Source organism: Streptomyces sp. NPDC058678 (assembly GCF_042714835.1).
In the GTDB taxonomy this organism is placed as follows: Bacteria; Actinomycetota; Actinomycetes; order Streptomycetales; family Streptomycetaceae; genus Streptomyces.
In genome coordinates, this window is sequence record NZ_JBHXSG010000001.1 from 505,501 (window position 1) to 530,467 (window position 24,967).

General features: G+C 71.7%; 25 protein-coding genes and 1 pseudogene. 14 read left to right on the plus strand and 12 right to left on the minus strand.

The window, feature by feature from the left end; all coding sequences use genetic code 11:
• Positions 1–5: 5 nt before the first annotated feature.
• Genes ACFWWR_RS02125 through ACFWWR_RS02145 form a run of 5 tightly spaced genes read left to right on the plus strand, consistent with a single transcriptional unit; the run spans position 6 to position 4,258 of the window.
• A complete protein-coding gene (locus ACFWWR_RS02125; RefSeq protein WP_383861398.1) occupies positions 6–1,391 on the plus strand; it encodes an L-fuconate dehydratase in 1,386 nt (461 codons plus the stop codon).
• Complete coding sequence (locus ACFWWR_RS02130) at positions 1,388–2,143, plus strand: SDR family NAD(P)-dependent oxidoreductase (RefSeq protein ID WP_384301474.1); 756 nt, start codon at positions 1,388–1,390, stop codon at positions 2,141–2,143. Before ACFWWR_RS02125 ends, ACFWWR_RS02130 begins: the two co-directional genes overlap by 4 nt.
• A complete protein-coding gene (locus ACFWWR_RS02135) occupies positions 2,140–3,126 on the plus strand; it encodes an aldo/keto reductase (protein ID WP_383861404.1) in 987 nt (328 codons plus the stop codon). Before ACFWWR_RS02130 ends, ACFWWR_RS02135 begins: the two co-directional genes overlap by 4 nt.
• Entirely contained in the window at positions 3,123–3,437 is a 315-nt protein-coding gene (locus ACFWWR_RS02140; RefSeq protein ID WP_383861407.1) for an L-rhamnose mutarotase, read from the plus strand. The genes ACFWWR_RS02135 and ACFWWR_RS02140 overlap by 4 nt, the downstream gene beginning before the upstream one ends.
• Complete coding sequence (locus ACFWWR_RS02145) at positions 3,434–4,258, plus strand: amidohydrolase family protein (RefSeq protein ID WP_384301476.1); 825 nt, start codon at positions 3,434–3,436, stop codon at positions 4,256–4,258. Before ACFWWR_RS02140 ends, ACFWWR_RS02145 begins: the two co-directional genes overlap by 4 nt.
• Here the strand turns inward: ACFWWR_RS02145 and ACFWWR_RS02150 are convergent.
• A complete protein-coding gene (locus ACFWWR_RS02150; protein ID WP_384301478.1) occupies positions 4,246–5,667 on the minus strand; it encodes a lipase maturation factor family protein in 1,422 nt (473 codons plus the stop codon). The genes ACFWWR_RS02145 and ACFWWR_RS02150 overlap by 13 nt on opposite strands.
• 149 nt (positions 5,668–5,816) lie before the next feature.
• Here ACFWWR_RS02150 and ACFWWR_RS02155 point away from each other — a divergent pair, with 149 nt between their 5' ends.
• From ACFWWR_RS02155 to ACFWWR_RS02165, 3 genes are all read left to right on the plus strand, one after another.
• Positions 5,817–7,472 (plus strand): DUF6777 domain-containing protein, encoded by a 1,656-nt coding sequence (locus tag ACFWWR_RS02155; protein ID WP_384301480.1) that lies wholly within the window; start codon positions 5,817–5,819, stop codon positions 7,470–7,472.
• Positions 7,473–7,537: 65 nt separating this feature from the next.
• The gene (locus tag ACFWWR_RS02160) at positions 7,538–9,625 is read left to right on the plus strand and encodes a SpoIIE family protein phosphatase (RefSeq protein WP_383861416.1); all 2,088 of its coding nucleotides are present in this window, start codon (positions 7,538–7,540) and stop codon (positions 9,623–9,625) included.
• 36 nt (positions 9,626–9,661) lie between these two features.
• A complete protein-coding gene (locus ACFWWR_RS02165; RefSeq protein ID WP_383861420.1) occupies positions 9,662–10,525 on the plus strand; it encodes an Fpg/Nei family DNA glycosylase in 864 nt (287 codons plus the stop codon).
• 1 nt (position 10,526) lies between these two features.
• Here the strand turns inward: ACFWWR_RS02165 and ACFWWR_RS02170 are convergent, their stop codons facing one another.
• The 5 genes from ACFWWR_RS02170 to ACFWWR_RS02190 form a co-directional block, all read right to left on the minus strand.
• The gene (locus tag ACFWWR_RS02170; RefSeq protein WP_383861423.1) at positions 10,527–12,341 is read right to left on the minus strand and encodes a caspase domain-containing protein; all 1,815 of its coding nucleotides are present in this window, start codon (positions 12,339–12,341) and stop codon (positions 10,527–10,529) included.
• On the minus strand, positions 12,338–12,730 hold the full coding sequence (locus ACFWWR_RS02175) for a hypothetical protein (protein WP_383861426.1): 393 nt from the start codon (positions 12,728–12,730) through the stop codon (positions 12,338–12,340). Before ACFWWR_RS02175 ends, ACFWWR_RS02170 begins: the two co-directional genes overlap by 4 nt.
• 128 nt (positions 12,731–12,858) lie before the next feature.
• A complete protein-coding gene (locus ACFWWR_RS02180) occupies positions 12,859–13,515 on the minus strand; it encodes a zf-HC2 domain-containing protein (protein ID WP_383861429.1) in 657 nt (218 codons plus the stop codon).
• A 149-nt stretch (positions 13,516–13,664) separates the two neighbouring features.
• The gene (locus tag ACFWWR_RS02185; RefSeq protein WP_383861432.1) at positions 13,665–14,180 is read right to left on the minus strand and encodes a hypothetical protein; all 516 of its coding nucleotides are present in this window, start codon (positions 14,178–14,180) and stop codon (positions 13,665–13,667) included.
• A 135-nt stretch (positions 14,181–14,315) separates the two neighbouring features.
• Positions 14,316–14,861, minus strand: a complete 546-nt coding sequence (locus ACFWWR_RS02190; protein WP_383861435.1) for a sigma-70 family RNA polymerase sigma factor — start codon at positions 14,859–14,861, stop codon at positions 14,316–14,318.
• A gap of 213 nt (positions 14,862–15,074) precedes the next feature.
• On the opposite strand from ACFWWR_RS02190, the gene ACFWWR_RS02195 reads away from it, so the two are divergent.
• On the plus strand, positions 15,075–16,226 hold the full coding sequence (locus ACFWWR_RS02195) for a CapA family protein (protein ID WP_383861438.1): 1,152 nt from the start codon (positions 15,075–15,077) through the stop codon (positions 16,224–16,226).
• A 7-nt stretch (positions 16,227–16,233) separates the two neighbouring features.
• Here the strand turns inward: ACFWWR_RS02195 and ACFWWR_RS02200 are convergent, their stop codons facing one another.
• The gene (locus tag ACFWWR_RS02200; protein ID WP_384301482.1) at positions 16,234–16,707 is read right to left on the minus strand and encodes a MarR family winged helix-turn-helix transcriptional regulator; all 474 of its coding nucleotides are present in this window, start codon (positions 16,705–16,707) and stop codon (positions 16,234–16,236) included.
• Between the two features lie 58 nt (positions 16,708–16,765).
• Between ACFWWR_RS02200 and ACFWWR_RS02205 the strand changes: the two genes are divergently transcribed.
• Positions 16,766–17,581 (plus strand): alpha/beta fold hydrolase, encoded by an 816-nt coding sequence (locus tag ACFWWR_RS02205; protein ID WP_383861444.1) that lies wholly within the window; start codon positions 16,766–16,768, stop codon positions 17,579–17,581.
• A gap of 96 nt (positions 17,582–17,677) precedes the next feature.
• Here the strand turns inward: ACFWWR_RS02205 and ACFWWR_RS02210 are convergent, their stop codons facing one another.
• Positions 17,678–18,142 (minus strand): universal stress protein, encoded by a 465-nt coding sequence (locus ACFWWR_RS02210; protein ID WP_383861446.1) that lies wholly within the window; start codon positions 18,140–18,142, stop codon positions 17,678–17,680.
• 44 nt (positions 18,143–18,186) lie between these two features.
• On the opposite strand from ACFWWR_RS02210, the pseudogene lysS reads away from it, so the two are divergent.
• Together lysS and ACFWWR_RS02220 are read left to right on the plus strand one after the other, a co-directional pair.
• Positions 18,187–18,685, plus strand: a pseudogene (lysS, locus tag ACFWWR_RS02215) (lysine--tRNA ligase); the annotation flags it as partial.
• Between the two features lie 207 nt (positions 18,686–18,892).
• Complete coding sequence (locus tag ACFWWR_RS02220; protein WP_384301484.1) at positions 18,893–19,738, plus strand: polysaccharide deacetylase family protein; 846 nt, start codon at positions 18,893–18,895, stop codon at positions 19,736–19,738.
• 33 nt (positions 19,739–19,771) lie between these two features.
• On the opposite strand, the gene ACFWWR_RS02225 is transcribed toward ACFWWR_RS02220, so the two are convergent.
• Positions 19,772–20,440 carry a class F sortase gene (locus ACFWWR_RS02225; RefSeq protein ID WP_383861452.1) on the minus strand — a complete coding sequence of 223 codons (669 nt, stop codon included), beginning with the start codon at positions 20,438–20,440 and terminating at the stop codon, positions 19,772–19,774.
• 332 nt (positions 20,441–20,772) lie between these two features.
• On the opposite strand from ACFWWR_RS02225, the gene ACFWWR_RS02230 reads away from it, so the two are divergent.
• Positions 20,773–21,270, plus strand: coding sequence for a hypothetical protein (locus ACFWWR_RS02230; RefSeq protein WP_383861455.1), 498 nt, complete (start codon positions 20,773–20,775; stop codon positions 21,268–21,270).
• A 117-nt stretch (positions 21,271–21,387) separates the two neighbouring features.
• Here the strand turns inward: ACFWWR_RS02230 and ACFWWR_RS02235 are convergent, their stop codons facing one another.
• From ACFWWR_RS02235 to ACFWWR_RS02245, 3 genes are all read right to left on the minus strand, one after another.
• Positions 21,388–21,903: a hypothetical protein gene (locus ACFWWR_RS02235; RefSeq protein ID WP_384301486.1), complete on the minus strand. Its 516-nt coding sequence runs from the start codon at positions 21,901–21,903 to the stop codon at positions 21,388–21,390.
• 248 nt (positions 21,904–22,151) lie between these two features.
• Positions 22,152–22,916, minus strand: coding sequence for a hypothetical protein (locus ACFWWR_RS02240; protein WP_383861461.1), 765 nt, complete (start codon positions 22,914–22,916; stop codon positions 22,152–22,154).
• A gap of 21 nt (positions 22,917–22,937) precedes the next feature.
• Positions 22,938–23,066 (minus strand): hypothetical protein, encoded by a 129-nt coding sequence (locus ACFWWR_RS02245; protein WP_383861464.1) that lies wholly within the window; start codon positions 23,064–23,066, stop codon positions 22,938–22,940.
• Positions 23,067–23,758: 692 nt separating this feature from the next.
• On the opposite strand from ACFWWR_RS02245, the gene ACFWWR_RS02250 reads away from it, so the two are divergent.
• The gene (locus ACFWWR_RS02250; protein ID WP_383861466.1) at positions 23,759–24,718 is read left to right on the plus strand and encodes an SCO0930 family lipoprotein; all 960 of its coding nucleotides are present in this window, start codon (positions 23,759–23,761) and stop codon (positions 24,716–24,718) included.
• Positions 24,719–24,967 lie beyond the last annotated feature (249 nt).

The following is a 24,967-nucleotide window of genomic DNA, read 5'->3' on the forward strand; positions in this document are numbered from 1 at the left end:
CCGCCATGTCCCCGTCACCGACCGAAAGGCCCTCAGTGTCCGCGACGCCCGTCCGCATCACCGCGGTCGACACCTACGACATCCGTTTCCCCACCTCGCGCGAGCTCGACGGCTCCGACGCGATGAACCCCGACCCCGACTACTCGGCCGCCTACGTCGTGCTGCGTACCGATGGGGGCGGCGGGCCGGAGGGGCACGGCTTCACCTTCACCATCGGGCGGGGCAACGAGGTCCAGGTCGCCGCGATCCACGCGCTGCGCCACCATGTGGTCGGGCGGTCGGTCGACGAGCTGTGCGCGGACCCCGGCTCCCTCTTCCGGGACCTGATCGGGGACAGCCAGCTGCGCTGGCTCGGGCCCGAGAAGGGCGTGATGCACATGGCGATCGGCGCGGTCACCAACGCCGTGTGGGACCTGGCGGCCAAGTACGCCGGCAAGCCGCTGTGGCGGCTGCTCGCCGAGGCCGATCCCGAGTGGCTGGTCGGCCAGATCGACTTCCGCTACCTCACCGACGCGCTCACGCCCGAGGAGGCGCTGAAGCTCCTGCGCAAGGGCAGGGAGGGCGCCGCCGAACGCACCACCCACCTGCTCGCCCGGGGTTTCCCCGCCTACACCACCTCCCCGGGCTGGCTCGGCTACGACGACGAGAAACTCACCCGGCTCGCCGCCGAGGCCGTCGCCGACGGCTTCCGGCAGATCAAGCTCAAGGTCGGCGCCGACCTCGCCGACGACGTACGGCGCTGCCGTGTCGCCCGCCAGGTCGTCGGCCCCGGCATCCGCGTGGCCATCGACGCCAACCAGCGCTGGGACGTCGACGAGGCGATCCGCTGGACCAAGGCGCTCGCCGAGTTCGACCCGTACTGGATCGAGGAGCCCACCAGCCCCGACGACGTCCTCGGCCACGCGGCGATCCGCAAGGCGGTGGCCCCGGTCAAGGTCGCCACCGGCGAGCACGTGCAGAACCGGGTCGTCTTCAAGCAGCTCCTCCAGGCCGGTGCCCTCGACATCGTGCAGATCGACGCGGCCCGCGTCGCCGGCGTCAACGAGAACCTGGCCGTCCTGCTCCTCGCGGCCAAGTTCGGCGTGCCGGTCTGCCCGCACGCGGGCGGCGTCGGCCTGTGCGAACTCGTCCAGCACCTGTCGATGTTCGACTACGTGGCACTCTCCGGCACCACCGAGGACCGGGTCATCGAGTACGTCGACCATCTGCACGACCACTTCGTCGACCCGGTGGTCATCCGTGAGGGGCACTACACGGCACCCACCACGCCGGGTTTCTCGGCCGCCATGCGACCGGAGTCCATCGCGCGGTACACCTTTCCCGACGGCGCCTTCTGGGCCGCCGACCTCGAGACGCAGAACAACGAGAACAAGAAGGGACAGGCGGCATGAGCGACTTCGAGGGCCTCAAGGCCCTGGTGACCGGCGGCGCCTCCGGCATCGGCAGGGCGACGGCGGAGCTGCTGGCGGCGCGCGGGGCCCAGGTCGCCGTACTCGACCTCGACCCCTCGTCGGTGGAGAAGCCGCTGCTCGCCTACCGGGCCGACGTCGCCGACGACGCCTCCGTGCGCGCGGCCGTCACGGCCGCGGCGGCCGACCTCGGCGGACTCGACGTCGTGGTCAACAACGCGGGCATCGGCGCCCAGGGCACCGTCGAGGACAACGACGACGAGGAGTGGCACCGCGTCCTGGACGTCAACGTGGTCGGCATGGTCCGCGTCGCCCGCGCCGCCCTGCCGTACCTGCGGGAGTCCGCGCACGCGGCGATCGTCAACACGTCGTCCATCGCGGCCACCGCGGGCCTGCCGCAGCGAGTGCTGTACAGCGCGACCAAGGGCGCCGTGTACTCGCTCACCCTCGCCATGGCCGCCGACCACGTCCGCGAGGGCATCCGCGTCAACTGTGTGAACCCCGGCACGGCGGACACCCCGTGGATCGGCCGCCTGCTGTCCAAGGCTCCCGACCCGGCCGCCGAACGCGCCGCCCTGGAGGCCCGCCAGCCCACCGGCCGCCTCGTCACGGCCGACGAGGTCGCGGGCGCCATCGCCTACCTGGCGAGCCCGCTGTCCGGCGCCACCACGGGCACCTCACTCGCCGTCGACGGCGGGATGCAGGGCCTGCGACTGCGGCCGGCGGGACAGTGAGCACGCTCGGCCGCAGCGGCGTCCAGGTCAGCGAGCTCGCCTTCGGCGCCGCCGCCATCGGCAACCTCTTCACCGAGGTCGGCGAGGAGCAGGCCCACCAGGCCGTGTCCGCGGCCTGGCAGCGAGGCGTCCGCTACTTCGACACCGCCCCGCACTACGGCATCGGCCTGTCCGAACGCCGCCTCGGCGCGGCCCTGCGCGAGCACCCTCGCGCGCAGTACACGGTGTCGACGAAGGTGGGCCGCCGTCTGGAACCCACCGAGCAGGGCGGCGACGATCTGGCGAACGGCTTCGCGGTCGCCGCCACCCACCGCCGTGTGTGGGACTTCAGTGCCGACGGCGTACGACGCACGCTGGAGGCGAGCCTGGAGCGGCTCGGCCTCGACCGTGTCGACGTCGTCTACCTCCACGACCCCGACGACCACGCCGAACAGGCCTTCCGGGAGGGCTACCCGGCCCTGGAGAAACTCCGCTCGGAGGGTCTGGTCGGTGCGATCGGCGCGGGCATGAACCAGTCCGGGATGCTCACCCGCTTCGTCCGTGACACGGACGTCGACGTGGTGCTGTGCGCCGGCCGCTACACCCTGCTCGACCAGGACGCGCTCAGCGAACTCCTCCCGGCGGCCGTCGAACGCGGTACCTCCGTCGTCATCGGCGGAGCCTTCAACTCCGGCCTGCTGGCAGACCCGCGCCCGGGAGCGACGTACGACTACGCCCAGGCGCCGGCCGACGTCCTGGACCGTGCCCTGCGCCTGAAGTCCCTCGCCGACCGCCACGGCACCACCCTGCGAGCCGCCGCGCTGGCCTTCTGCGCCGCCCATCCCACGGTCGCGAGCGTCCTCGTCGGCGTCCGTTCGGCGGCCGAGGTGCACGACTGCGCCGACCAGTTCGTGGCGTCCGTCCCCGCAGCCTTCTGGCAGGAGGCGCGCGACACCGGCCTCCTGCCCGCCGAAGCCCCCGTCCCCACCGAGGAGCCGTCATGAGAGTGGCCCTGCACACCAAGGTCCGCGCCGACCGGATCGACGCGTACGAGGCCGCCCACCGCGAGGTCCCCGCCGAGCTCACCGACGCCATCCGCGCCGCCGGTGCCACCTCCTGGACGATCTGGCGCAGCGGCACCGACCTCTTCCACGTCCTGGAGTGCGAGGACTACACCCGCCTCCTCGCCGAACTGGAGAAGCTGCCGGTCAACGTCGCCTGGCAGGCCCGCATGGCCGAGCTCCTCGACGTGGTGCACGACTACTCCGGGGAGGGCACGGACGCCGGCCTGCCCGTCGTGTGGGAGCTGCCGTGACCGTGGACGCGCACCACCACGTGTGGGACCTGTCCGTCCGGGACCAGGACTGGATCGACGAACACAGCCCGCTCGGACGGGACTTCACCCTCGCGGACCTCGTACCCGAGGCCGAGGCGGCCGGAGTCGACCGCACCGTGCTCGTCCAGACGGTCACGGTCGCCGAGGAGACCCCGGAGTTCCTCGCCCTCGCGGCCGGTCACGAGCTGATCGCGGGCGTCGTCGGCTGGACCGACCTCACCCGCCCCGGCGTCGCCGACGAGCTGGCCCGCCTGCGGGAACTCCCGGGCGGGCAGTACCTCAAGGGCATCCGGCACCAGGTCCAGGGCGAGCCCGATCCGGAGTGGCTGCTGCGTGCGGACGTCCGGCGCTCACTCACCGCCGTCGCCGAGGCGGGACTGGTCTACGACCTGGTCGTCCTGCCCCATCAGCTGCCGGCCTGCGCCAAGGCGGCGGCATCCCTGCCCGAACTCACCTTCGTCCTGGACCACTTGGGCAAGCCGCCCATCGCCTCCGGCGCCCTGGAACCCTGGGCGTCCGACGTCCGCGCCCTCGCCGCCCTGCCCAACACGGTCTGCAAGCTGTCCGGCCTGGTCACCGAGGCGGCCCCCGGCTCCTGGACCGTCGACGACCTGCGTCCGTACGCCGACACGGTACGGGACGCCTTCGGCCCGGACCGGCTGATGTTCGGCTCGGACTGGCCGGTGTGCACGACCGAGGCGACGTACGACGAAGTGCTCGCACTCGCACGGCACCTGGTCGCTCCCGAGGAACGGACCCGGATCTTCGAGACCACCGCCGCCCGCGTCTACGACCTCTGAGCCACCTCCGCCAGCCGCGTCGGCGGCAGGTACTCCCGTACGTAGGTCCGCTCCCAGCACGCGCCCGTCTCCCGCAGCTCACGCCACGTGGTGTACCGGTAGCGGAAGAGGCGGGCGCGGACGTAGCGGGGCGGGGCGTCGGGCGGGAAGGGGGAGCGGCGCAGCAGTCTCAGCGTGTCGCGGTCGTTCTCCAGGAGCCGTTCCACCAGGGCGCCGAACCAGGATCCGGCGTACGCGGGCGACAGCGCGGCGAACCACATCATCCAGTCGAGGCGCAGATGGTACGGCGCGAACTGGCGCGGCCAGTGCCGGGGATCGCCCGGCTTGCCCTTGAACTCGTACTCCCGCCAGTCGGAGTCCTCGCGCGGCACGCCGTCGGCCGTGCCCTCGACGACCACCTCGTAGCGGACCCGGCTGACGCTCCCGAAGGCGCCGTAGGTGTTGACCAGGTGCAGCGGGTCGAAGGAGCGGTTCATGACCTGGCGGCGGGAGAGCATGTTGCGGACCGGGTGGTAGCTGAGCCCGGCCAGCAGCGCGGCGACCGCGAGGACCAGCACCTCGTACCAGAGCGGGGTGCCGGGTACCGACGGCGGATCGGCCGGGAGCTCCACCGCCGGGACCGCGAGCACGATGGTGATCCAGTTCAGCCAGGAGAAGTTGCCCGAGAGCACCAGCCACAGCTGGGTGAGGATCATCAGTGAGGCCGCCGCCGTGGCGACCGGCTGCGGGGTGAACAGAAGGAAGGGCACCACCAGTTGGGTGACGTGGTTGGCGGCCACCTCCACCCGGTGCAGGGGCCTGGGCAGATGGTGGAAGAACCAGCTCAGCGGGCCCGGCATGGGCTGCGTCTCGTGATGGTGGTCCAGGCACGTCAGCTTCCGCCAGCACTCGTCGCCGCGCATCTTGATCAGACCCGCCCCGAACTCGACGCGGAACAGGATCCAGCGCAGCAGGAACAGCACCAGGACCGGCGGGGCCACCTCGTCGTTGCCGAGGAAGACGGCGAGGAAGCCGACCTCCAGCAGCAGGGACTCCCAGCCGAAGCCGTACCACGTCTGGCCGACGTTCACGATCGACAGGTACAGCACCCACGGCACCAGCCACAGCACCATCCCGCCCCACAGGGGAAGGAGTGAGTCGAGTCCCGCGACGAGCGCCGCAGACACCGCGCAGCCCGTCCACGCGCAGCCCGCGAAGAACCGGTCCGAGTAGTGGAGCTGGAACAGGCTCGGAGCGCGCTTGAAGGGCATCCGCTCGACGAAGCGGGGAACCGGCAGCATGCCACGCTCGCCCATCAGCGCACGGAACTGCAGGGCCGCCGTCAGGAACGCCACGAGGTACAGGACGGCCAGAGCCCGCTGGAAGACCAGCCGGCTCATCCAGTACTCGGATGCGGTGAACCAGTCCACGGCCGTGTGCTCCTCCTCTCCATGCTCCCGCTCTCCACGCTCGCGCCGGAACCCGGGTGACTCTCCGTGTACCTCGGCTCCACTTGCGTAACCCAAGTGAGTGAAGCAGACAATAGTGACGAACTGCCCGGTATGGACGGGAGAGTGTGGTGCGCATACCCACCGGAACGCTCGTCACGGCCTGCGCGCTCTCGGCGGCGCTCCTCGTCGCCGGGTGCGGCGGCGGTGAGCACAAGGACGCGAGGGCGAGCGGGGAGCTCTTCCTGCAGCCGGCCGCGGCCCCGGGGCCCGAGCCCTTCACGGACTCCACGGCGACCGCGGCGGCCACGCCGTCCCCGGTCACCCGAACACCGCAACCGGACCGCTCGGGCTCGGCCGCCCTGCGGTCCGTGTCCGGAGAGACACCCGGGCTCTACACCGGCACCGAACGGGTCGGCAGCTGCGATGTCGACCGGCAGATCGACCAGCTGACCCGCGACCGGACCAGGGCCCGCGCCTTCGCCCGGGCCGAGGGCATCGCGGAGGCCTCGATCCCGGCCTACCTGCGCGGACTGGCTCCGGTCGCCCTGCGCGCCGACACCCGGGTCACCAACCACGGCTACCGCGACGGCCGGGCGACGAGCCACCAGTCCGTCCTCCAGGCCGGCACCGCCGTCCTCGTCGACAACCGGGGCGTGCCACGCGTGCGCTGCGCCTGCGGCAACCCCCTCAAGCCGCCGGAGGCGATGCCGGGCGGCCACGGCACCACCGGCCGCCCCTGGGCCGGATTCCGGCCCGCCCAGGTGATCGTGGTGGCGCCGACTTCCCGGGTCATCGACGACGTCACGATCATCGACGTCGTCGACAACACCTGGATAGAACGGCGTATCGGCCACGACGTCCGTCACGACCGCGTCGTGCCCGCCCCGGACCCGGTGCCGCCGACCCTGCCTCCGTCCCCGTCCCCGGACAGCAGCGCGTCCTCCCCGGAGACGACCGACTGCGCGACCCCCACCGTCACGCCGGCCGACACGGACGGCGTACCGACCGACGAACCCACGGGCGCGCCCGCGGGCCTGCCTACGGGGAGGCCCGCCGGCCTGCCGACGGGCACGCTCGCGGACCTGCCCAGGCACCCGCCTGCAGACCGACCCGCGGGCCTGCCCTCGGATCCGCCCACGGGCGCGCCCGCGGACCTGCCGACGGCCACGCTCGCGGACCTGCCCAGGTACCCGCCTTCGGATCCGCCTACGGGCGGGCCTGCGGACCTGCCGACGGGCACGCTCGCGGACCTGCCCAGGTACCCGCTTACGGACCAGCCTTCGGACCAGCCTTCGGACCCGCCTTCGGATCCGTCTACGGGCGTGCCTGCGGACCTGCCTAAGGGGACGCCCGCGGGCCTGCCGACGGGCACGCTCGCGGACCTGCCCAGGCACCCGCCTGCAGACCGACCCGCGGGCCTGCCCTCGGATCCGCCCACAGGCGCGCCTGCGGACTGCCCCACGGCCGCCCTCACGGCCAACCCCCCTGCGGCCAAGCCCTCTACGCCCAAGCCCTCCACGGCCAAACCCCCCGCGGGCCAGCCGGAGAGCCCGCTCGTCCCGTCGGACGGTACGAGCGTGCCCGGCTCCGGGACGACGATCCCGCAGGAGCCGACCGTGGACGGCCCCGGCAGCCGCCCGGACTCCCTCGACTCCCCGGAGGAGACTGGCCCCCAGAGCGTGCCGGACAGCCCCGACCCGCCCGACGGCGGCGGCCTGATCCCCGACGACCCGGCCGGCGCGGACCGTGTTTCCGGCGGCGCCACCGGTGTCTCCGACAGCTGACCGAACGCGCTGACCGGCCCGTCTCCCCGGTCGAAGAATCGGACGAACCCTGGCAAGGTGGCCACATGGTTGATCGGGGAGCGAGCGCCCTGTCACTCCCGGACGACTGGCCCGCCCACCCGGATCCGATCCTGGCGCTCAACCGCATGGGCAGTTTCGACTGGGACCTGGACACCGGTCTGTTCCACATGGACGCCCGGGCCTACGAGGTCTTCGACCTGCGCCCCGACGAGTACGACGGGAACCCGACGACCCTTGCCGTCCGGTTCCCGCCGGCCGAGGCCCACCGACTGGACGCCCTGGTCGCCCGCGCCATGAAGGACGGCAGCGAGAACTACGGCACCTACTTCCGCCTCCGCTGCCGCGACGGCGGCCTTCGGTGGACCCACACCCAGGGCTACATCCGACGCGACGAGACGGGCCGCCCGCGGCGGATCATCGGCATCGTCCGCGACGCCACCCAGGAACTCGACGACATCGAGTCCCGCCGGGAGCAGGCCGCCCACGACGAGGCGAGGCGCCGGCAGACCAACGTCGTGCAGCTCACCACGGCCGCCCTCGCCCATGCCCGTACCGTCCAGGACGTCATCGACGTCCTCAAGGACACCCAGGGCCTCACCCACCTCGGTGCCACCAGCCTGGTCTTCGGCCTGGTCGAGGCCGGCCGCATCCGGCTGGTCGCCGAGGGCCCGGAGGGCAGCTTCGTCCCCGGCACCGACGTCACCCGGATCGACGAGCCCTACCCGATGAGCGAGGCCGTCCGGACCCTCAGCCCCCGCTTCATCGAGTCGCCCGAGGAGTTCGCGGACCGGTACCCGGTCCTGTGGCCGCACATCACCGACCTGGACATCACCTCCGCCGCCTACCTCCCGCTCATCGCCGAGGCTCGCCCGATCGGCGCCATGGGCCTGCTCTACAGCGACCGGCGCGGCTTCTCGCCGGAGGACCGCAACGTCCTGGTCGCGCTCGGCAGCAGCATCGCCCAGAGCCTCATGCGAGCCATGCTCTACGAGCAGGACAAGGACCTCGCCACCGGCCTCCAGCAGGCCATGCTGCCGCGCACCATCCCCAGTGTCCCCGGCGCCGACGTCGCCGTCCGCTACCGCGCCGGCAGTGCCGCGGGCGCCCTCGGCCGGGACATCGGCGGCGACTGGTACGACGTGATCCCGCTGCCGGGCGGCCGGGTCGGCGCTGTCATCGGTGACGTCCAGGGTCACGACACGCACGCCGCCGCCGTCATGGGCCAGCTGCGCATCGTCCTGCGGGCGTACGCCGCCGAGGGCCACACCCCGGCCACGGTGATGGCCCGCGCCTCCGTGTTCCTCCACGAACTCGACACCGACCGCTTCGCGACCTGCCTGTACGCGGAGGCCGACCTGACCACCGGCGTGGTCCAGGTGGTCCGGGCCGGCCACATCGACCCGCTCGTGCGCCGCCCCGACGGCAGCTGCCGCCGCGTCTTCGTGGAGGGCGGCCTGCCGCTCGGTCTGTCCGCCGAGTTCGGCAGCCTCGAATACCCCGTCGCCACCCTCGAACTGGATCCCGGCGAAACCCTGCTGCTGTGCACCGACGGCCTGGTCGAACAGCCCGGCGCCGACCTCGACGACGGCATGCGGACCCTGACGGCCCTCATCGCCACCGGCCCGGACGACGTCCGCGACCTCGCCGACCGCCTCATCGACGTGGCCGAGGATCGCGGCGGCGACGACGACGTCGCCCTGCTCCTGCTGCGCCGCCGCGGCCTGGACACGCCACGGTCCCAGGGCCGTCTCCAGCAGCACGTGGCACCGGGCGACCCCGAGGCGCTCACGGAGGCCCGGCACATGATCCGCGTCGCGGTCGGCGCCTGGGAGGCCCGTGACCTCTCCGACGAGATCGAGCTGGTGGCCGACGAACTGATCACCAACGCCCTGATGCACACCGAGGGCTCCGCGATCGTCACCCTGCGGGTCCTCACCGGCAGCGACCGCCGGATGCGCGTCGAGGTCGAGGACTCCTCCAGTGCCCTGCCCCGGCGCCGTGAGGCGGGCGAGTCGGGCGTGTCCGGCCGGGGCCTGCTCCTCGTCGACCTGCTCACCGACGCGTGGGGCGTGGAGGCGCGGGGCGGCGGCAAGTGCGTGTGGTGCGAGTTCGTGGTGCCCGACCACGGCTGACCTGAGCGCCACGGCCCGCGGTGGCACTCTGGACGTATGCCCGAACTGCCCGAGGTCGAAGCGCTCAAGGACTTCCTGACCGACAACCTCGTCGGCCACGAGATCGTCCGGGTGCTGCCCGTCGCGATCAGTGTCCTGAAGACGTACGACCCGCCGCTCACCGCCCTCGAGGGCCGCGAGGTCACCGCCGTGCACCGGCACGGCAAGTTCCTCGCCCTGGAGACGGACGGCGGCCCGCACTTGGTGACCCACCTGGCCCGCGCCGGCTGGCTCCACTGGAAGGACAGGCTCCCGGACGGCCCGCCCCGCCCCGGCAAGGGCCCGCTCGCGCTGCGCGTTGCCCTGGAGACCGGCGCGGGCTTCGACCTGACGGAGGCCGGAACGCAGAAACGCCTCGCGGTGTACGTCGTCCAGGACCCCCAGCAGGTCCCGGGCGTGGCTCGGCTCGGCCCGGACCCGCTCGCCGACGACTTCGACGAGGCCCGCCTCGCCGCCCTGCTCAAGGGCGAACGACGGCAGATCAAGGGAGCCCTGCGCGACCAGAGCCTCATCGCGGGCGTGGGCAACGCCTACAGCGACGAGATCCTGCACGCGGCGAGGATGTCCCCGTTCAAGCCGACGTCGTCCCTCACGCCCGAGGAGACCGGACGCCTGTACGAGGCCTTGCGCGCCACCCTCACGGAGGCGGTCGAGCGCTCCCGAGGGGTGGCGGCCGGCCGTCTCAAGGCGGAGAAGAAGACCGGGCTACGTGTCCACGGCCGCACCGGCGAGCCCTGTCCGGTGTGCGGCGACACCATCCGCGAGGTCTCCTTCAGCGACCGCTCGCTCCAGTACTGCCCGACCTGCCAGACGGGCGGCAAGCCACTGGCGGACCGGCGGCTGTCGAGGCTGCTGAAGTGAGTCACCAGTGCTTGCTGCCCACGAGGTAGGTGATCAGCGCGAGTGCGCCCAGGATCAGGGCCGGGACGGCCAGGCCCTTCGCCAGCGAGGTGAGGCTGCTTGTCCAGCTTGACGCCGAGGTCGTGTAGCGGTCGTGCCGCGCACGGAGGTCGTGCCGGGCGAACGCACCGAGGACGAGCGCGGCGGCGGCGGTGATCAGGCAGACGGTGAGCGACCTGACCACACCGAACTCGCCGACGTGGTCCGCGATGGCGCCTCCCGGCCCCTCTTCGATCCTGTCGCGCACGGCTTGCGCCGCTCCCACGGCGGCGAGGACGACCGTGATCACCGAGGTGACGGCGAGGGCGAGGGCCGTACCCGCGAGGGCGGGGGCCCAGCGGGACTTGGGAGACGTCGGCGACGTGGGAGACCTGGGGGCGGTCCGGCCTGCCACAGGCTCCTGGGGGGCGCGGCGTGGCTGCTCGGGAGGGCGGCCGGTCTGCCCGGTGTCGATGATCACCGTGTCCCGGTCGGCTCGCGGCGGGTCCTCCGGACGTTTGGGGACGTCCTGCCCAGGCGCGGGTGCCACCACCGCCTCCACGTGGACCACCACGTCGTCGGCAACCCCCTTCAGCACGATGTCACCGGACAGCCGGCCCTCGGTGGACGTGTCCAGCCGGACGGTCAGCCCGTTCGCCACCGGCTCGACCCGCAGCCACGACTGTGTGGACTGGGCCACGCAGTGCCGGGCGAGGGGCGGGCCGCCCAGGGTCAGAGACTGCTGCCGAGGCGTCGAGCCCTGCGGCACCCGGCCGAAGTCCAGACGGTCCGGGGAGGGCGCCAGGCGGACCTCGCGGAGAGCGCCGCACGCCAGGTCGGCGATCTGCCGGATGTCGTCGCGCGCGATCTCCTCCAGGTCCTGACGAGCTCCTTCGGCGATGGGGAGGGACTCGTTCTGCAGCCGGGATCTCAGCTCCAGGACGGCGCCCTGCCGGGTGAAGGCGTTGTCGCTGTGGAGGGCGGCCGTCAGCGAAGGGGGTGAGGGAACCTTGACGATCTTGATGCGGCCGCGCCGGCTGTGTGCCAGTGTCAGCTCCCCCTCCATCTCCACGTCCTTGCTCGGCGTCTGGTGCGGGTTGACCTCCCGGACGCGGTCGTAGACGTAGTCGTACAGCTCGTCGAGGGTGACGACGCCGTCCCCGTCGCGATCGGCCTCGCCGCTCTCCAGTCCCTGCACCACCGCGTGGGTGAACACCGACGGCCGCGGCGCGGAGTTCTCGGCGAGTTCGGGTCCTTCGAAGGCGTACTCCATGGAGTTGGACGCGGTGATGACGGCCCTGCCCCGCCCGCCGGGGGGCTTGTCGCCCCGGAAGGATTCGAGGACGTTCACGTCGCCGGTGGCGCGCACGGAGCCCGAGCCCCGGGAGAAGGCGCCGCCGTAGCAGCAGTCGAGGAAGAGGACGGTGCTGCCCGCCCGGGTGCGGGACATGCACCGGCGCACGAAGTGTGCGGGGACGGCCGTGGCGTCCAGCAGGCGGGGGTCGGTGTCCTTGGCGGCGAAGTAGAGCTCGCCGGACTCGCTCTTGAGTCCGTGGCAGGAGAAGTGCAGGAGCAGGGTGTCGTCGCGTCGGCGGTCGTTGAAGAAGGCCTGGAGGTGCCGGTTGGTGATGTGGGCGGGTTCGTTGCGGATGACCTCGACCTCGAAGTCGCCGATCTCGGGATCGTGCAGGACCTCGGCGAGGGCCGCGGCGTCCTGCGCGGGTGCCCGGAGTTGCTTGAGCCCCTGGTCGTCGTAACGGTCGTTGGCGATGATCAACGCGTGCCGGGCTTCCGTCATGGCGGGGCTCCTGCCGTTGCGTGGCGCCGCACGAAGACCTCGAAGGCCTCGGCGACCTGCTCGTCGGTCGCCTTGGAGACCTCCAGGACGTCGTCGTCCAACTGCAGGCGCAGCGAGGGGCGCGCGTCGTGGCACCGGCCGAGCCAACCCCGGACCACGGTCACCACCTGGGTCAGGGCGGTGGCCGAGCCGCCCAGCGCGACCAGCAGTGAGCCGATCTGGGCGACGTCCACGGCCCGTGCTCCGGGCGGAATCGCCTCCCCGGGAACGGCCGTCACGTCGTCCACGTCGAGCTGAAGCAGTTCCTCGCGCAGGTAGCCGGTCAGCTCCGCCACGCGTTCGGCTTCCGCTCCCTCCTCGGAGAGGAGGATCATCAATTGGTCGCCCACCGGTTCAGCCCCTTCGCTCGTGCTCCCAGGGGCGGCGCGGAGCGGGGGGCTCGCCAGTGGCTCCACGTCGGTATGTCCAGTTTCCGTCCGTGGCCGCCGAGCGGCAAATCAGGCGATGTGCGGGCCGGTCAGCGGGGTTCGAGCGTCACCAGGTGCTTTCCGTCCGTCGTCCGCACCTCGTAGCGGGCGATCTGGCCGGGGTGCATCGACGCGCCGCCGCGCATGGTGTTGGCGCGGGCGTCGTGGTCGGGGACGTTCCAGTTGGTGATCGTCTGTTCGGAGCCGTCCTGGCCGATGGCGACGAGGACGCAGGCACGGGGGCCGGCGCCGTCCTTGACCTTGAGTTCCACCTGGCTGCCCCAGGTCTCGTCCTCGGTGGTGATCTCGGCCCACACGCCCGAGCGTTCGTCGGTCGCGGTGACCCGCGCGGCCGCCGCCCCGCTGCTGTCGCTCGCCAGCAGCACGATGCCGGGCCCGGCCACCGCGAGGACCACCGACGCGGCCAGGGCGAACCACAGCCGCCTGCGGCGGCCCCGCTGCCGTACCGCAACCTCGCCGAGGAGCCGCTCCAGCATCCGGGGGCCGGGCTGCGCCGTGGGGTGCACGACGCGCGGGGTCGCGCGCCGGTACAGCATCAACTGCCGGGTCGCGGGCCCGAATTCGGTCACGTGTGCCGCACAGCGGGGGCACTCCATGAGGTGGTCCTCGAAGCGGAAGGCGTCCGCCTCGTCCAGCACGCCGAGCGCGTACGCGCCGACGTCGCGATGCCTCTCCAGGGACCTCATGACGAATCCTCGTGCCGTTGAGTGGGGATGGGGTTACTCCTTGCTCCCACCGGTACGCACCGGGCCGCCGAATCACTCAAGACACACACAGAATCGCAACCAACGATTCGGAGCGGCGGGACCCATGGATTGGTCCGGGTCGAACGAATCTAAAAAAGATGGATCGCGAGGTGTCCCAGAGGCAACCCGAGCTGCCAGGCCGGCGTCCATACCTTGGGCCCTTCGTCCTCGCCGATCACCGGAGCACCGCCCGGCACGGCGTTCAGATCGGGCGCCAGCAGCTCGGTCTCCTCCAGCCAGCGCCAGGCCGCCCGGGCCAGGTCCAGGTCGGGGGAAGGGCCGTCGGCGGTGGCTTCGGCAGCAATGAGCGCGGTCATCCGCTCGCTCACCCAGTCCTGCCACGGCTGGTCGTACGCCGTCAGCGACAGCCAGTTCTCCAGCTGGGAGACGACCTGGATGCCGGACAGTTCACCGTCGGTGTCGGACAGGAAGATGGTCAGTGCCAGGGCGTCCCGCCCGGCGCGGAACTCGAACGACGTCGGTGGCATCAACTCCCCGGACCGCAGCAGTTCGTCGGCGATGTACTCGGCGTACAACCACGCCATGGGGACGGTCAGTTCGCCGCCGCCGGCGCCGTCCGTGCTCTCTTGACCTCTGTGCAGCATTCCTTCCTGCCTTCCTCCGGTGCGTGCGCGTCGCCCGTTGCCGGGCCCCAGTGCGGAACACGGATGAGGACAGCCGATTACTCAACCGGGGTCAGAGGCAAGGCGCTTTACGGAGGCTTGACTCAGTCATGGGTTTCATCGCAGGTCGGCCGCGTATCCGGGCAGCACCCGGCGCAGGGCGCGCAGCGCGTAGTACGCGCGGGACTTCACGGTACCGGGAGGAATGCCGAGGCTTTCCGCGGCCTCCGCCACACTCGCCCCTTGGAAATACACCAGCACCAGGACTTCACGGTGCTCCGGAGTGAGTGTCTTCACAGCCTCGCGCACATCGAGGGCGGCGGCCGCACGCTCGGCGTGGTCGCCGCACACCCGGGCGTTCTCCAGGATCGCGTCGCCGACCTCCGCGGGCCGCGCCTGCCGGGCCCGCCGCGCGTCTATGGCGAGCCGCCTGCCCACGGTCAGCAGCCAGGGCCGTACGGATGCGAAGTCGTCGGCGCGCAGGGCCTCGGGGTGCTGCCAGGCGCGTACGAGGGTTTCCTGGACGAGGTCCTCGGCGCGCTGCCGGTCGCCGTCGCAGAGCCGGAGCAGGAGCGCGAAGAGGGGCCGGCCGTGCTCGCGCTGCAGTGCGGCGAGCTCGTGCTCGGCGGTCGTCCCGTTCGTGAGAGTGGTTCCGGCCGTCATGGCTGCATGGCACAACAGGGGGCCGTTTCTGGACAGGGCGGGCGCACAGGTCTGCGGCGGACGGTCGATCGCGTCGGCGAACGGTTCGACGAACGGTCCGCATCCGGCCGTCCGCGCGATCCGGACGGGCTAAAGAGGGCGGGAAGGTTGTTTGCGGTCGCCGTCAGGGTCGTACCTATTTGTGCGTAAAAATGATCACAGTGGGGTGAGCCGATGATTGCACGCAGACGGCAGGTGGCCCTGGCCCTCACGGCCCTCCTCGCCGCGGGCGCCGCCTGTCAGGCCCAGGGCCAGGACGGGCCCACCCGGCCGGGACGTCCCGCGCCGGCCAACGACAAGGGCTTCACGCTCGTCGCCTCCGGCGACGTCCTTCCGCACAGCTCCATCATCGACCGCGCCCGCTTCGACGCGGGCGGCACCGGCTACGACTTCCGTCCGATGCTCGCCGGGGTGGAACCCGTCGTCTCCCGCGCCGATCTGGCGCTGTGTCACATGGAGACCGTCTACGGCGAGAACGGCAACTACACCGGCTATCCCGCCTTCAAGTCCCCGCCCGAAGTGGCGCCGGCCCTCGCCGCCACCGGCTACGACGGCTGCTCCACCGCCTCCAACCACAGCCTCGACGACGGGGCCGACGGCATCCGCCGGACTCTGGACGCCCTCGACCGGGCCGGAGTACGGCACGCCGGTTCGGCGCGCACCGATGCCGAGGCGCGCACGGTCACGATGCTGCGCGCGGGCCCCGCGAGGGTCGCGCATCTCGCCTACACGTACGACACGAACGGCTTTCCGCTGCCGCAGGGGCAGCCCTGGGCCGTCAACCTGATCGACGAGAACAAGATCGTCGCGGACGCGAGGGCGGCCCGGAAGGCCGGTGCCGACGTGGTCGTCGTGTCCCTGCACTGGGGCACCGAATGGCAGGACACCCCCGACGAGCGGCAACTGACCCTGGCCCGCTCGCTCACCGCCGCCGGCGCCGGCGGCCGCCCCGACATCGACCTGATCCTCGGCACCCACGCCCACGTCCCGCAGGCGTACGAGAAGGTCAACGGCACCTGGGTGATCTACGGCATGGGTGACCAGATCGCCGGCGAGATGTTCAACCACCAGGGCGCCCAGGATCCGCGCGGCAACCAGTCCACCCTCGGCCGCTTCACCTTCGCCCCGCCCGCCCGGCCCGGGGAGCGCTGGCGGGTGACCAGGGCCGAGTTCGTGCCGCAGGTGTTCGACGTCGACGCGGGCCGGGTGCTGAACCTCAACGAGGCGCTCGCCCGGGGCGCCGACGTGCGGGGCGTGCGCGACCGCATCCGGGACGTCGTCCTGAGCCGGGGTGCGGCGGAGGACGGGCTGGTGATGGGGAAGTAGCCCTTGCTCAGTCCACGTCGACGTGGTCGAAGGTGCGCACCATCTCGGTCAGTACCCGCACGCAGGCCCGGACTTCCGCGTCGGTCAGATCGCCGCCCACCCGCCGGTTGAGGGTGTGTTCCCGTGCCAGGACGGCGACGATGGTGGCCTGCCCCGCCTCGGTGAGCCGGATCAGCGAGGACCGCTGGTGCGCGGGGTTGGGCGTGATCTCCACCCAGCCGCGGGAGGCCGCCTCGTTGACCATGCGCTGCACGAACTGTCGGCTCAGGGCCTGTGCCCTGCTCATCTGGGGCACCGTCATGGCCCCGTTCTGACGCAGCAGGTTCAGCACGGCGCGCACGCCGGCGGATGCCCCCTCGATCGGTTCGGCCTGCTCCACCTTGTGCGCGGCGCGCCGGTAGAGCGGACCCACGAGGTCGAACACCTCGGTCAGGCGGTGCCCGAGTTCGTCGGGCGCCAGGGGTGTACCGGTGTCGTTCATACGGCCATCATGACACCTTGGTTGCCAAAACCCGCCCGAGGATGACACCTTGGTTGTCATGAATGCTGCTTCGGAGCTTCGCTTCTTCCCCTCTGCCGACGGCGACCTGGCCTACCTCGACGCCGGCTCGGGGGATCTCGTGGTCCTGCTCCACGCGGGGTACGTCGACCACCGGTTCTGGGACGACCAGATCGCGGCCCTCGCCGCCGGACACCGCGTGATCGCCCCGGACGTGCGCGGCCACGGATCCTCCGCCAACGCGACCAGGCCGTTCCGCTGGGCCGACGACCTCGCCGCTCTGCTGCGCCACCTCGACGCGGGCCCCGCGGTCCTCGTCGGCCTGTCGATGGGCGGGGTCATCGCCACCGACACGGTGCTGGAGCATCCGGAGCTCGTCCGCGCGGTCGTCACCTGCGGTGCCGCGACCGGCGACTTCCAGTACACGGATCCCTGGCACCGCGAGATCCAGGCCGAGTACGCGCGCACGCTCGGCGCCGGTGACATCGAGGGCTGGCTCACGGCCTTCCTTCGTGTCGTGCCGGGTGAGCATCGGAGCGCCGACGAGATCGACCCGGAGATTCCGCGCCGGTTGCGGGAGATGGCCCTCAACTCGATCTCGAAGCACACGCCCGACGAGAAGGACTGGCTCGTGCGGGTGACCGACTCGTGGTCCCGCCTGCCGAAGATCGACGTTCCGGTGCTCACCGTCAACGGCGGCCTCGAACCCGCCGACTTGATCGACGCGGCTCAGCGGCTCGCCGACACCGTCCGTGACGGCCGCTCCCGGACCATCGAGGGCGTCGGCCACTACCCGAACCTGGAGAAGCCGGAGGTCTTCAACGAGATCCTTCTCGACTTCCTCGGCACCCTCTGACCATGGGTGACGCACCCGGTCCGCGTTGAGTCCCGCCACGTGGCGCCGCTGAAGAGGCCCGAGCACCGCTGATCCGCACCGAGAGGCGCCGGCCGGTCACGGCACCACCGTCACCGGCCACCGCCCCGCCTTCACCAGCCGTACCGCCACCGAGCCGATGATCCGGTGGCCGGCCTGCTCGGAGGCGCCCACCACCACCGCGTCCGCCTTGAGGTCGTCCGCCGCCTTCACCAGGCCGTTGTAGGGGTCGCCGCGGAAGGTGTGGAACTCCCAGCGCACGTCGAATATCCCCTTGCTGTGCTCGGCCGCGTCCCGGATCTGCGCCACCAGGTCCTCGGCGATCTCGTCGGTCGTGTCGGTGACCGGCGCCCCGAGCGCCGCGCCCGCCGCGAGCACCGGCTGCACGTAGACGACCGCGAGCAGCGCGTGCTGTCGCCTGGCCAGGCCACCGGCGTACGCCGCGGCGCGGAGCGAGGAATCGGAACCGTCGACGCCGACCACGATGACCCTGGGGCCGTCCGTGCCCCGCTCGAACCCCTGCGAGTGCTGCTGTTCCGTCACGGCTTCGAGGCTATCGGAAACCGCAGGTCCCGCCCTCGCCCGGTACCGGAGGCGGCTTCTCCATGGCCCTCGACCGCCTCGGCGACCGGGCCGACGGCGACTGTCTCCTCGCAGCATCCCTGGACGACGAGACGGCCACCTGCTCGCCCTGCTCTCCTTCACGCCCAGGGGCGCGGTGGGCATCTCGCTCGACCTGATGCGCCGTCACCGCGCCGGGTCTCCCTCAACTTCGCCGTCTTCCGCTCGCCTTCGAGGAGGGCGCCCGCATCGGCGCCGGACCGCTCCGACGCCAAGTACCGGCCCACCTGGCACCCGCGCTCCATCCGCTACGGAGGCTCCGTCCGCGCAACTTCGTTGCACGAACCCTGGGGAAAGGGGCACCCGAAGGCCGGGCACCGGCCGGCCACCGCGAAAGGCCTGCCGTCGCTCTCGGCGCTCGGCCTCGACGGAGGGGACGAGGCCAGGCCCGGCGAACCGGATGCGGACCCGCCCGAACAGGTCCGCATCCGGTGCCGCACGCTCGACCGGCTGCGCACCGACGGCCGCCACGGTCAATTTCCATGACACCCCGCCAGACGTTGTGTGCGGTGGGGCCGGGGTTCCGGTGCGCCCTCGTGTCGAGGGTCCTTCCGTCGGAGGACGGCGCGTGTGCCGCAGACGGCCCCGTGCCATGGGCCGAGTGGGTGGATTCGTGCCGCCGTAACGGTGTTGCTGGGGTGCGTCTGACCCGGTGCGGGCGACTGATGAGTCATGCAGAAGGATCAGTTGCTCGACCGGCGCCGCCTGTTGATCGCCGGTGCCGCCGCTCTGGGTGCGGCCGGTGCGGCCGGTACGGCCGGTGTCCTGGCGGTGAGCGGGGGCGAGGCCCCGGCCCGTCCCGGCACCTTTGCCGCCGGCCCTCCACCCGGCCGCGCGCTCAAAGCCTCCGCCTACCGTCTCCAGCCCCTGACCGGGTACGGCCCGCCCCGGGCCGTACCCGCCCGGCCCCTCGTACGGCGCGAGCCGCTCCTGCGCATGTCCGGGCGCGGCCGCTCCATGGTGCTGACCTTCGACGACGGGCCCGACCCCCGCTACACCCCCGACATCCTGGACACCCTGGCGGAGTACGACGTCCGCGCGATGTTCTTCGTGTGCGGGGAGATGGCCGCCGACCACCGGGACCTGCTGGCCCGCATGGCCGACGAGGGACACGTCGTCGGCAACCACACCTGGTCCCACCCGCTGCTGACCCGCCTGACCCGGGGGCGGATCCGCTCGGAGATGGAACGCACCTGCGAGGTGATCGAGGAGGCGTACGGCGAGCGGCCCGTGTGGTTCCGCGCTCCCTACGGAGCCTGGAACCGCGCCGCCTTCCAACTCGGCGCCGAACTCGGCATGGAACCACTGGCCTGGACCGTCGACACCCTCGACTGGACCACCCCCGGCACCCGGACCATCGTCGGACGGGTCGAGAACGGCGCCGCCCCCGGCGTCGTGGTGCTCTCGCACGACGCCGGGGGCGACCGCACCCAGAGTGTCCGGGCGCTGCGCGACTATCTCCCGCGACTCCTCGACTCCGGCTATCACATCACCGTCCCGCGACGGCAGTACGCATAACCGGAACACACCGCCCGCCGGGTCGGGGAACGCTCAGCGGACCTCGACCATGCGGGCGAAGGCGACGACGTTCCCCGCGTAACCGTCCTGCTGGGAGAAACCGCCCCCACAGGTGATGACCCGCAGTTCGGGGTGGCCCTTGGAACCGTAGACACGGTCGCCGGGGAAGTTGTTCTTCTCGAAGACCTCGACGCCGTAGATCTCGAACACGGCCGTCTTTCCGTCCTTGCGCGTGATCTCGACGCGATTGCCCTGCTTCAGGGCTCCCAGTCCGTAGAACACGGCGGGGCCCTGATTGTTGTCGACATGGCCGACGACGACCGCGGTGCCCTTCTCGCCCGGGGAGACCGCACCGGTGAACCAGCCGGCCAGGTTCGGGTCCTCCGGCGGCGGTGCGGCGACCCAGCCGTCCATGTCCAGGCCGACCGGGATGACCGGTGCGTCGACGTTGATCGCCGGGAGCCTGACCCGGTCGGGAAGGGAGTACGGCAGGGGCTCGGCGAGGGCGAAGGTGCCGCCGGGCAGACGGGTGTCCGCCGCGGCCGCCGAGGCGGGCTGCGGCGGCCCCATGTCGAACTCCCCCGAACCGTTGCGAATGAGCGCGAGGCCGGTCAGCAGAACAAGCGCTATCACGCCCCAAGGAGCGCGCTTCTTCCGCCGCTCCTCCTCTTCGGCCAGCTCGGCCAGTTCGGACGCAGACATTCGACTTCCCCTCTCGACGCGGCCGTCGCCACGTCATTCGCGCATAGGAGAACGCTAAGTCTCACGAGGGCAACCGGCGACGGGGCGGATGCGAACGGGTGGCCCGCGCCGCCCCCGGTGCGCCATCCGAGTTGCCGCCCGCAGGAATTTTCTGACGGCCCGTGACCTGCGGTGATATCCGATTGTGTGCTTTTCCTTCGGCGTGTCCTCTCACCAGAACGGAGCATTCCCGAAATGCGGCGCGCCGCAAGGCATCTGAGGGTCTGTCTGGGAGGCGCTTTCTCGCCGATCGACCGGGGACGGTTCCCGGGGTGCCTTCCGCGGAGGATCACATGCGTACTACTCGTGCCCTGGCGGTCACCGGCGCCGCGATCGCCGCTCTCGGGCTCGCCGCCCCCGCGGCCGTTGCTCGGGACGGCATGGGCGTCAGCCCGACCAACATCGTCGCCCTGCCCAGTGTCATCGCCCGCGGTGGGCAGCTGACCGTCACTGTCGACAACTGCCCCACCGGCGGCACCATGACCTCGGACGCGTTCCCGAGCACACCGCTGACGCCGATCCACGGCGCCAACCAGACGGCGAAGGGCACCACGACGGTCAACCCCAACGCGCGTCCGGGTTCGCACAGCATCACGGTCAACTGCAACGGCCGCATCCTGACGAACCCGGCCGCCTTCACCGTCATCGGCGGCGTCCAGGGCGGTGTCGGCGGCAGCAGCTCCACCGGCGCGACCCCGGCCGACGTCGCCATCGGTGGCGGGCTCCTGGCCGTGGCCGTCGTCGGCGGAGGGGTGTTCTGGATGCGCCGCCGGTCCGAGAAGCGGATCTGACGGCCGGGACGCCGAACCTGACCTCCCCCCTTCGGAGACGACGGATCGCACGTGCACAGGTCTTCGCCCCGGTCCCTTCAGGGTTCCGGGGCGAAGACCTGTGCGTGGGCGGTGCGGTCAGGCGTCGTCGCCGCCGGTGCGGCGACGGGAGAAGTGGTACGCCGCCCCGACCGACCCGGCGACGAGCGCCAACCCCAGGCCGATCTCCTCGAGGTCGAAGCCGGCGAAGGTGCCACCCTCACCGGCGTGCACGCCCCGGTTCGGATGCACCGGCACCGGTGTCGAGGGGGCCGCGCGGTCGTCGGCGATGGTGAGGCTCTCGTTCTGCCAGAAGGTGCCGCAGTGGAACGTCACCTCGTGGACGGCGCCCGGTGTGGCGTCCCGGTCGACCATGGCGGTGGCCGAGGTCCGGCCCCGGCCGATGGTGAGGTCGTCGAAGACGCCGGAGGAGACGAACACGGCCTGGCCGCAGCCGGTCGCGCGCAGGGTCACCTGTCCGCCGGCCGCGACGGTCGTGGGCTGGACGGAGACCCGGAAGCCGGAGGTCTCGGCGCTCGCCTGGGCGACGCAGGCGGTCAGCGTCAGGGCGCTCACGCCAAGCAGTGCCGCCGAAGCGACGCGTATCGCGCGCATGGTTGGTCCTCCGGATCCCCGAGGAGCAGCCGCGGACCTTTGCCGCTTGCGCCAGAAATGCACCTCGATGACCGAAACGCTAGGAACGTGCATGCGTCCGCGCGATCGCTGTCGCGCGAATGGGGCAAGCGGGTAGGCCGCACGGGGGACCGTGTTCCTGCGACCGGGGGACACCGGCGGTGTGGCGGGCGTCCCCCGGGCCGCCCCCGTGGTGAGGACCTGCGGGCGGCCGTTCCGGTGCCGCGCCGTCAGTCCTTGAGGCCCGGGAAGAGACTCAGGAACGGGTCGGCCGACGCCGAGATGCCGCGGCTGTACGGGGCGTCGAAGTCCCAGATCAGGAAGAGCAGGAAGGCGATCAGTGCGGAGAACAGCCCGGCGAGGATCAGTTCCCGTGGCGTGCGCCGGATCTGCAGCGCGAAGATCATCCCGATGGTGGCCGCACCACCGCCGATGAGGCCGAACCACACCACGCCCGGCATGGTGGGCGCCGCCGAGTCCGCCCGGGCGTTGCGTGCCTGGTCGGCGGTGGCCATCTGGTCGAGGACCGGTTGGTAGGCCTGGGCCTCGAAGTCGGTCCTCGGCTGGTAGTCGGTGACGTCCACGCGGACCTGCTTCAGAAGCTCGGTGCCCCGCTCGGTGACCTGCCCGGTGTCGGCCATCGTCTTCCACTCGGTGGTGACGACGTGTCCGACATAGGCGTTGACATCGCCCCGAATGCGGTCACGGATGTCGGCCGGGTAGACCCTGACCCGCTCCGAGATCTCGTGCAGCGCCTGTGCCTCCGCCTGGACGTGGTCCTGCGCCGCGCTGCGCGCCTCCCAGACACCGGCGATGGCCAGGCCCAGGACGATGGCGTACACCACGCCGATCCACATCGTCATGTACTCGATGACGTCCGGCGTCTCGTTGGGGTCCTCGTCCTCGGGCGCCCTGCGGTGTCGTAGGAGGGTGATGACGACCACCACGACGCAGGCGGCCAGCATCGCGAGGGTGAGAACAAGCCATTCCGGCAAGGGGTGCCTCCAGGATCAGCACTAGCGCGGCCGCAGCGCGGCGACGGCGATCACCGCGGGTGCGGTGATGAGCAGGACGTAGGTGACCGGCGACGTGGCGCCGTGGGCCGGCCGACTGCGGGGGTGTGCCTTGTAGCGCGGATACGTCACCGGGGTGACGGAGGGGCGCGGGGTGGGCTTCGCCGACGGCGTCGGGGTGGGGGACGGCGGTGGCGGTGAGGGCGGCGTGGGCGTCGGCGTCGGCTGCGGACGGGGCGGCGTCGGCTGCGGGGCCGGCGGCGGAGGCGGCTCGGGCGTCGGTGTGGGGCGCGGTGTCGGCGGCGGAGGTGGGGGCGGTTCCGGAGTCGGGGTCGGCGTGGGCGTAGGCGTGGGCGTGGGTGTCGGTGTCGGGGTGGGCGTGGGTGTCGGGCAGGGCGGCGGAGGCGGTGGCGGCGGGGGCGGCGGGGGGCAGGCCGGGGGAGTCGGCCAGGTGAGGCTGCCGGCGACCGCGACCGCCTGCGTGCCGCCCGGCCCCGTCGAGGCTGAGGCGCAGGCGTCGGCCACGGCCACCTCGGCCGGCGCGCCCACGAGCATCCACGTCAGTGTCAACAGGGCAAACACCCGTATGGCAACGGCGGATTGGGTCGTTTCGGGTCGATGCACGACGGAGATCATGAGGCCTTGCGCGCCCTCGCACGTGAGGTCAGGAGGGGATTGCCCCGAAAGAGGGAACGGTCGTGCCACAGGTTTCGGAAAGAAATGTGCGGGGCGGTTGAACACAACCGCAGCTCCCACGCGTACTCATGGACGTGCGGCGGCGCAGCAGGGCGTTGCAACACCTTTGAACGTATGGGGAGTTGACGATGAAGACCTCCTGGCGGAGCGCCTCACTCGTGGCGAGCGCTGCGGCGGTGCTGGCGCTGACGACGGCGTGCGGCCAGGAAAGCGGCACGCCGTCGACCGGCAGTCAGAACGTCGGCGCGACGGCCGCGGCGGGCGATTACACCGTTGGCGGCATCGGTACGGGTACCGGTACCGGCACGGGCACGAGCACCGCGGAGGCCGAACAGGGCGCCGCGGCCCAGACGTCCACCGCGGGCGAGCTGAACGTGTCCACCAACGCGGAACTCGGCAACGTGCTGACCGACAGCGCGGGCCTCACCCTCTACCGCTTCGACCAGGACACGGCCGAACCGCCGAAGTCCAACTGCGACGGTGACTGTGCCAAGGCCTGGCCGCCCGTCCCCGCGGACGACGCCGAGGCGGGCGCCGGTGTCGACGAGGCGCTGCTCGGCGAGGTCACCCGCGCCGACGGCACCAAGCAGCTGACCATCGGTGGCTGGCCGGCGTACCGCTACGCGAAGGACACCAAGGCCGGCGACGTCACCGGCCAGGGCGTCGGCGGCAAGTGGTACGCGCTGGCCCCCGACGGCAAGAAGGCGAAGATCACCGATCTGCCCGGGCTGTCCACCCGCAAGGACCCCGAGCTCGGCGAGATCGTCGTCGACAAGAACGGCATGACGGTCTACCGCTTCATGAAGGACGAGGCCTGGCCCAAGCCGGTGTCGAACTGCAACGGAGCCTGCCTGGAGAAGTGGCCGGCCGTCGCCCCCGTGGCGACGAACGACACCAAGGACGTCCAGAAGAAGGGCCTGATGAGCTTCACCCGCTCCGACGGCGTCAAGCAGATGACGGTCAACTGCTCGCCCATCTACACGTTCGCCAATGACAAGGCTCCCGGCGACACCAACGGCCAGGGCGTCGGCGGCACGTGGTACGCCGTGGCGCCCGACGGAAAGCCGGTCGGAGCGCCCGAGCAGTAGAAACGGCGTCCCGATCCACCGGTCCGCCCCCTCCGCGCCGCACGGAGGGGGCGGACCGGTTTGCCGTCATTCCCCGCAACTCCCCGCGAGTCGCCCGCCCGATTCCGGATACGGGCGGAACGCGCCGGAGTGTCGCGGGCACTTTTCGTGCAGGATGCGGCGGGGCATCAATTCCGCACGTGCCGCAGGCAGTGACCGGGAACGGATGGTCAATTTCCGTTTCTGCTCGCTCCATTGGCGGGCGATCAG

What these genes read in the sequence shown, in the direction of transcription:
- ACFWWR_RS02165 (WP_383861420.1), top strand. Translation starts at nt 9,662, where the DNA reads ATGCCCGAACTGCCCGAGGTCGAAGCGCTCAAGGACTTCCTGACCGAC.
- ACFWWR_RS02130 (WP_384301474.1), top strand. Translation starts at nt 1,388, where the DNA reads ATGAGCGACTTCGAGGGCCTCAAGGCCCTGGTGACCGGCGGCGCCTCC.
- ACFWWR_RS02225 (WP_383861452.1), bottom strand. Translation starts at nt 20,440, where the DNA reads ATGTCTGCGTCCGAACTGGCCGAGCTGGCCGAAGAGGAGGAGCGGCGG.
- ACFWWR_RS02170 (WP_383861423.1), bottom strand. Translation starts at nt 12,341, where the DNA reads ATGACGGAAGCCCGGCACGCGTTGATCATCGCCAACGACCGTTACGAC.
- ACFWWR_RS02140 (WP_383861407.1), top strand. Translation starts at nt 3,123, where the DNA reads ATGAGAGTGGCCCTGCACACCAAGGTCCGCGCCGACCGGATCGACGCG.
- ACFWWR_RS02180 (WP_383861429.1), bottom strand. Translation starts at nt 13,515, where the DNA reads ATGAGGTCCCTGGAGAGGCATCGCGACGTCGGCGCGTACGCGCTCGGC.
- ACFWWR_RS02230 (WP_383861455.1), top strand. Translation starts at nt 20,773, where the DNA reads ATGCGTACTACTCGTGCCCTGGCGGTCACCGGCGCCGCGATCGCCGCT.
- ACFWWR_RS02220 (WP_384301484.1), top strand. Translation starts at nt 18,893, where the DNA reads ATGCAGAAGGATCAGTTGCTCGACCGGCGCCGCCTGTTGATCGCCGGT.
- ACFWWR_RS02160 (WP_383861416.1), top strand. Translation starts at nt 7,538, where the DNA reads ATGGTTGATCGGGGAGCGAGCGCCCTGTCACTCCCGGACGACTGGCCC.
- ACFWWR_RS02195 (WP_383861438.1), top strand. Translation starts at nt 15,075, where the DNA reads ATGATTGCACGCAGACGGCAGGTGGCCCTGGCCCTCACGGCCCTCCTC.
- ACFWWR_RS02185 (WP_383861432.1), bottom strand. Translation starts at nt 14,180, where the DNA reads ATGCTGCACAGAGGTCAAGAGAGCACGGACGGCGCCGGCGGCGGCGAA.
- ACFWWR_RS02235 (WP_384301486.1), bottom strand. Translation starts at nt 21,903, where the DNA reads ATGCGCGCGATACGCGTCGCTTCGGCGGCACTGCTTGGCGTGAGCGCC.
- ACFWWR_RS02190 (WP_383861435.1), bottom strand. Translation starts at nt 14,861, where the DNA reads ATGACGGCCGGAACCACTCTCACGAACGGGACGACCGCCGAGCACGAG.
- ACFWWR_RS02250 (WP_383861466.1), top strand. Translation starts at nt 23,759, where the DNA reads ATGAAGACCTCCTGGCGGAGCGCCTCACTCGTGGCGAGCGCTGCGGCG.
- ACFWWR_RS02200 (WP_384301482.1), bottom strand. Translation starts at nt 16,707, where the DNA reads ATGAACGACACCGGTACACCCCTGGCGCCCGACGAACTCGGGCACCGC.
- ACFWWR_RS02125 (WP_383861398.1), top strand. Translation starts at nt 6, where the DNA reads ATGTCCCCGTCACCGACCGAAAGGCCCTCAGTGTCCGCGACGCCCGTC.
- ACFWWR_RS02205 (WP_383861444.1), top strand. Translation starts at nt 16,766, where the DNA reads ATGAATGCTGCTTCGGAGCTTCGCTTCTTCCCCTCTGCCGACGGCGAC.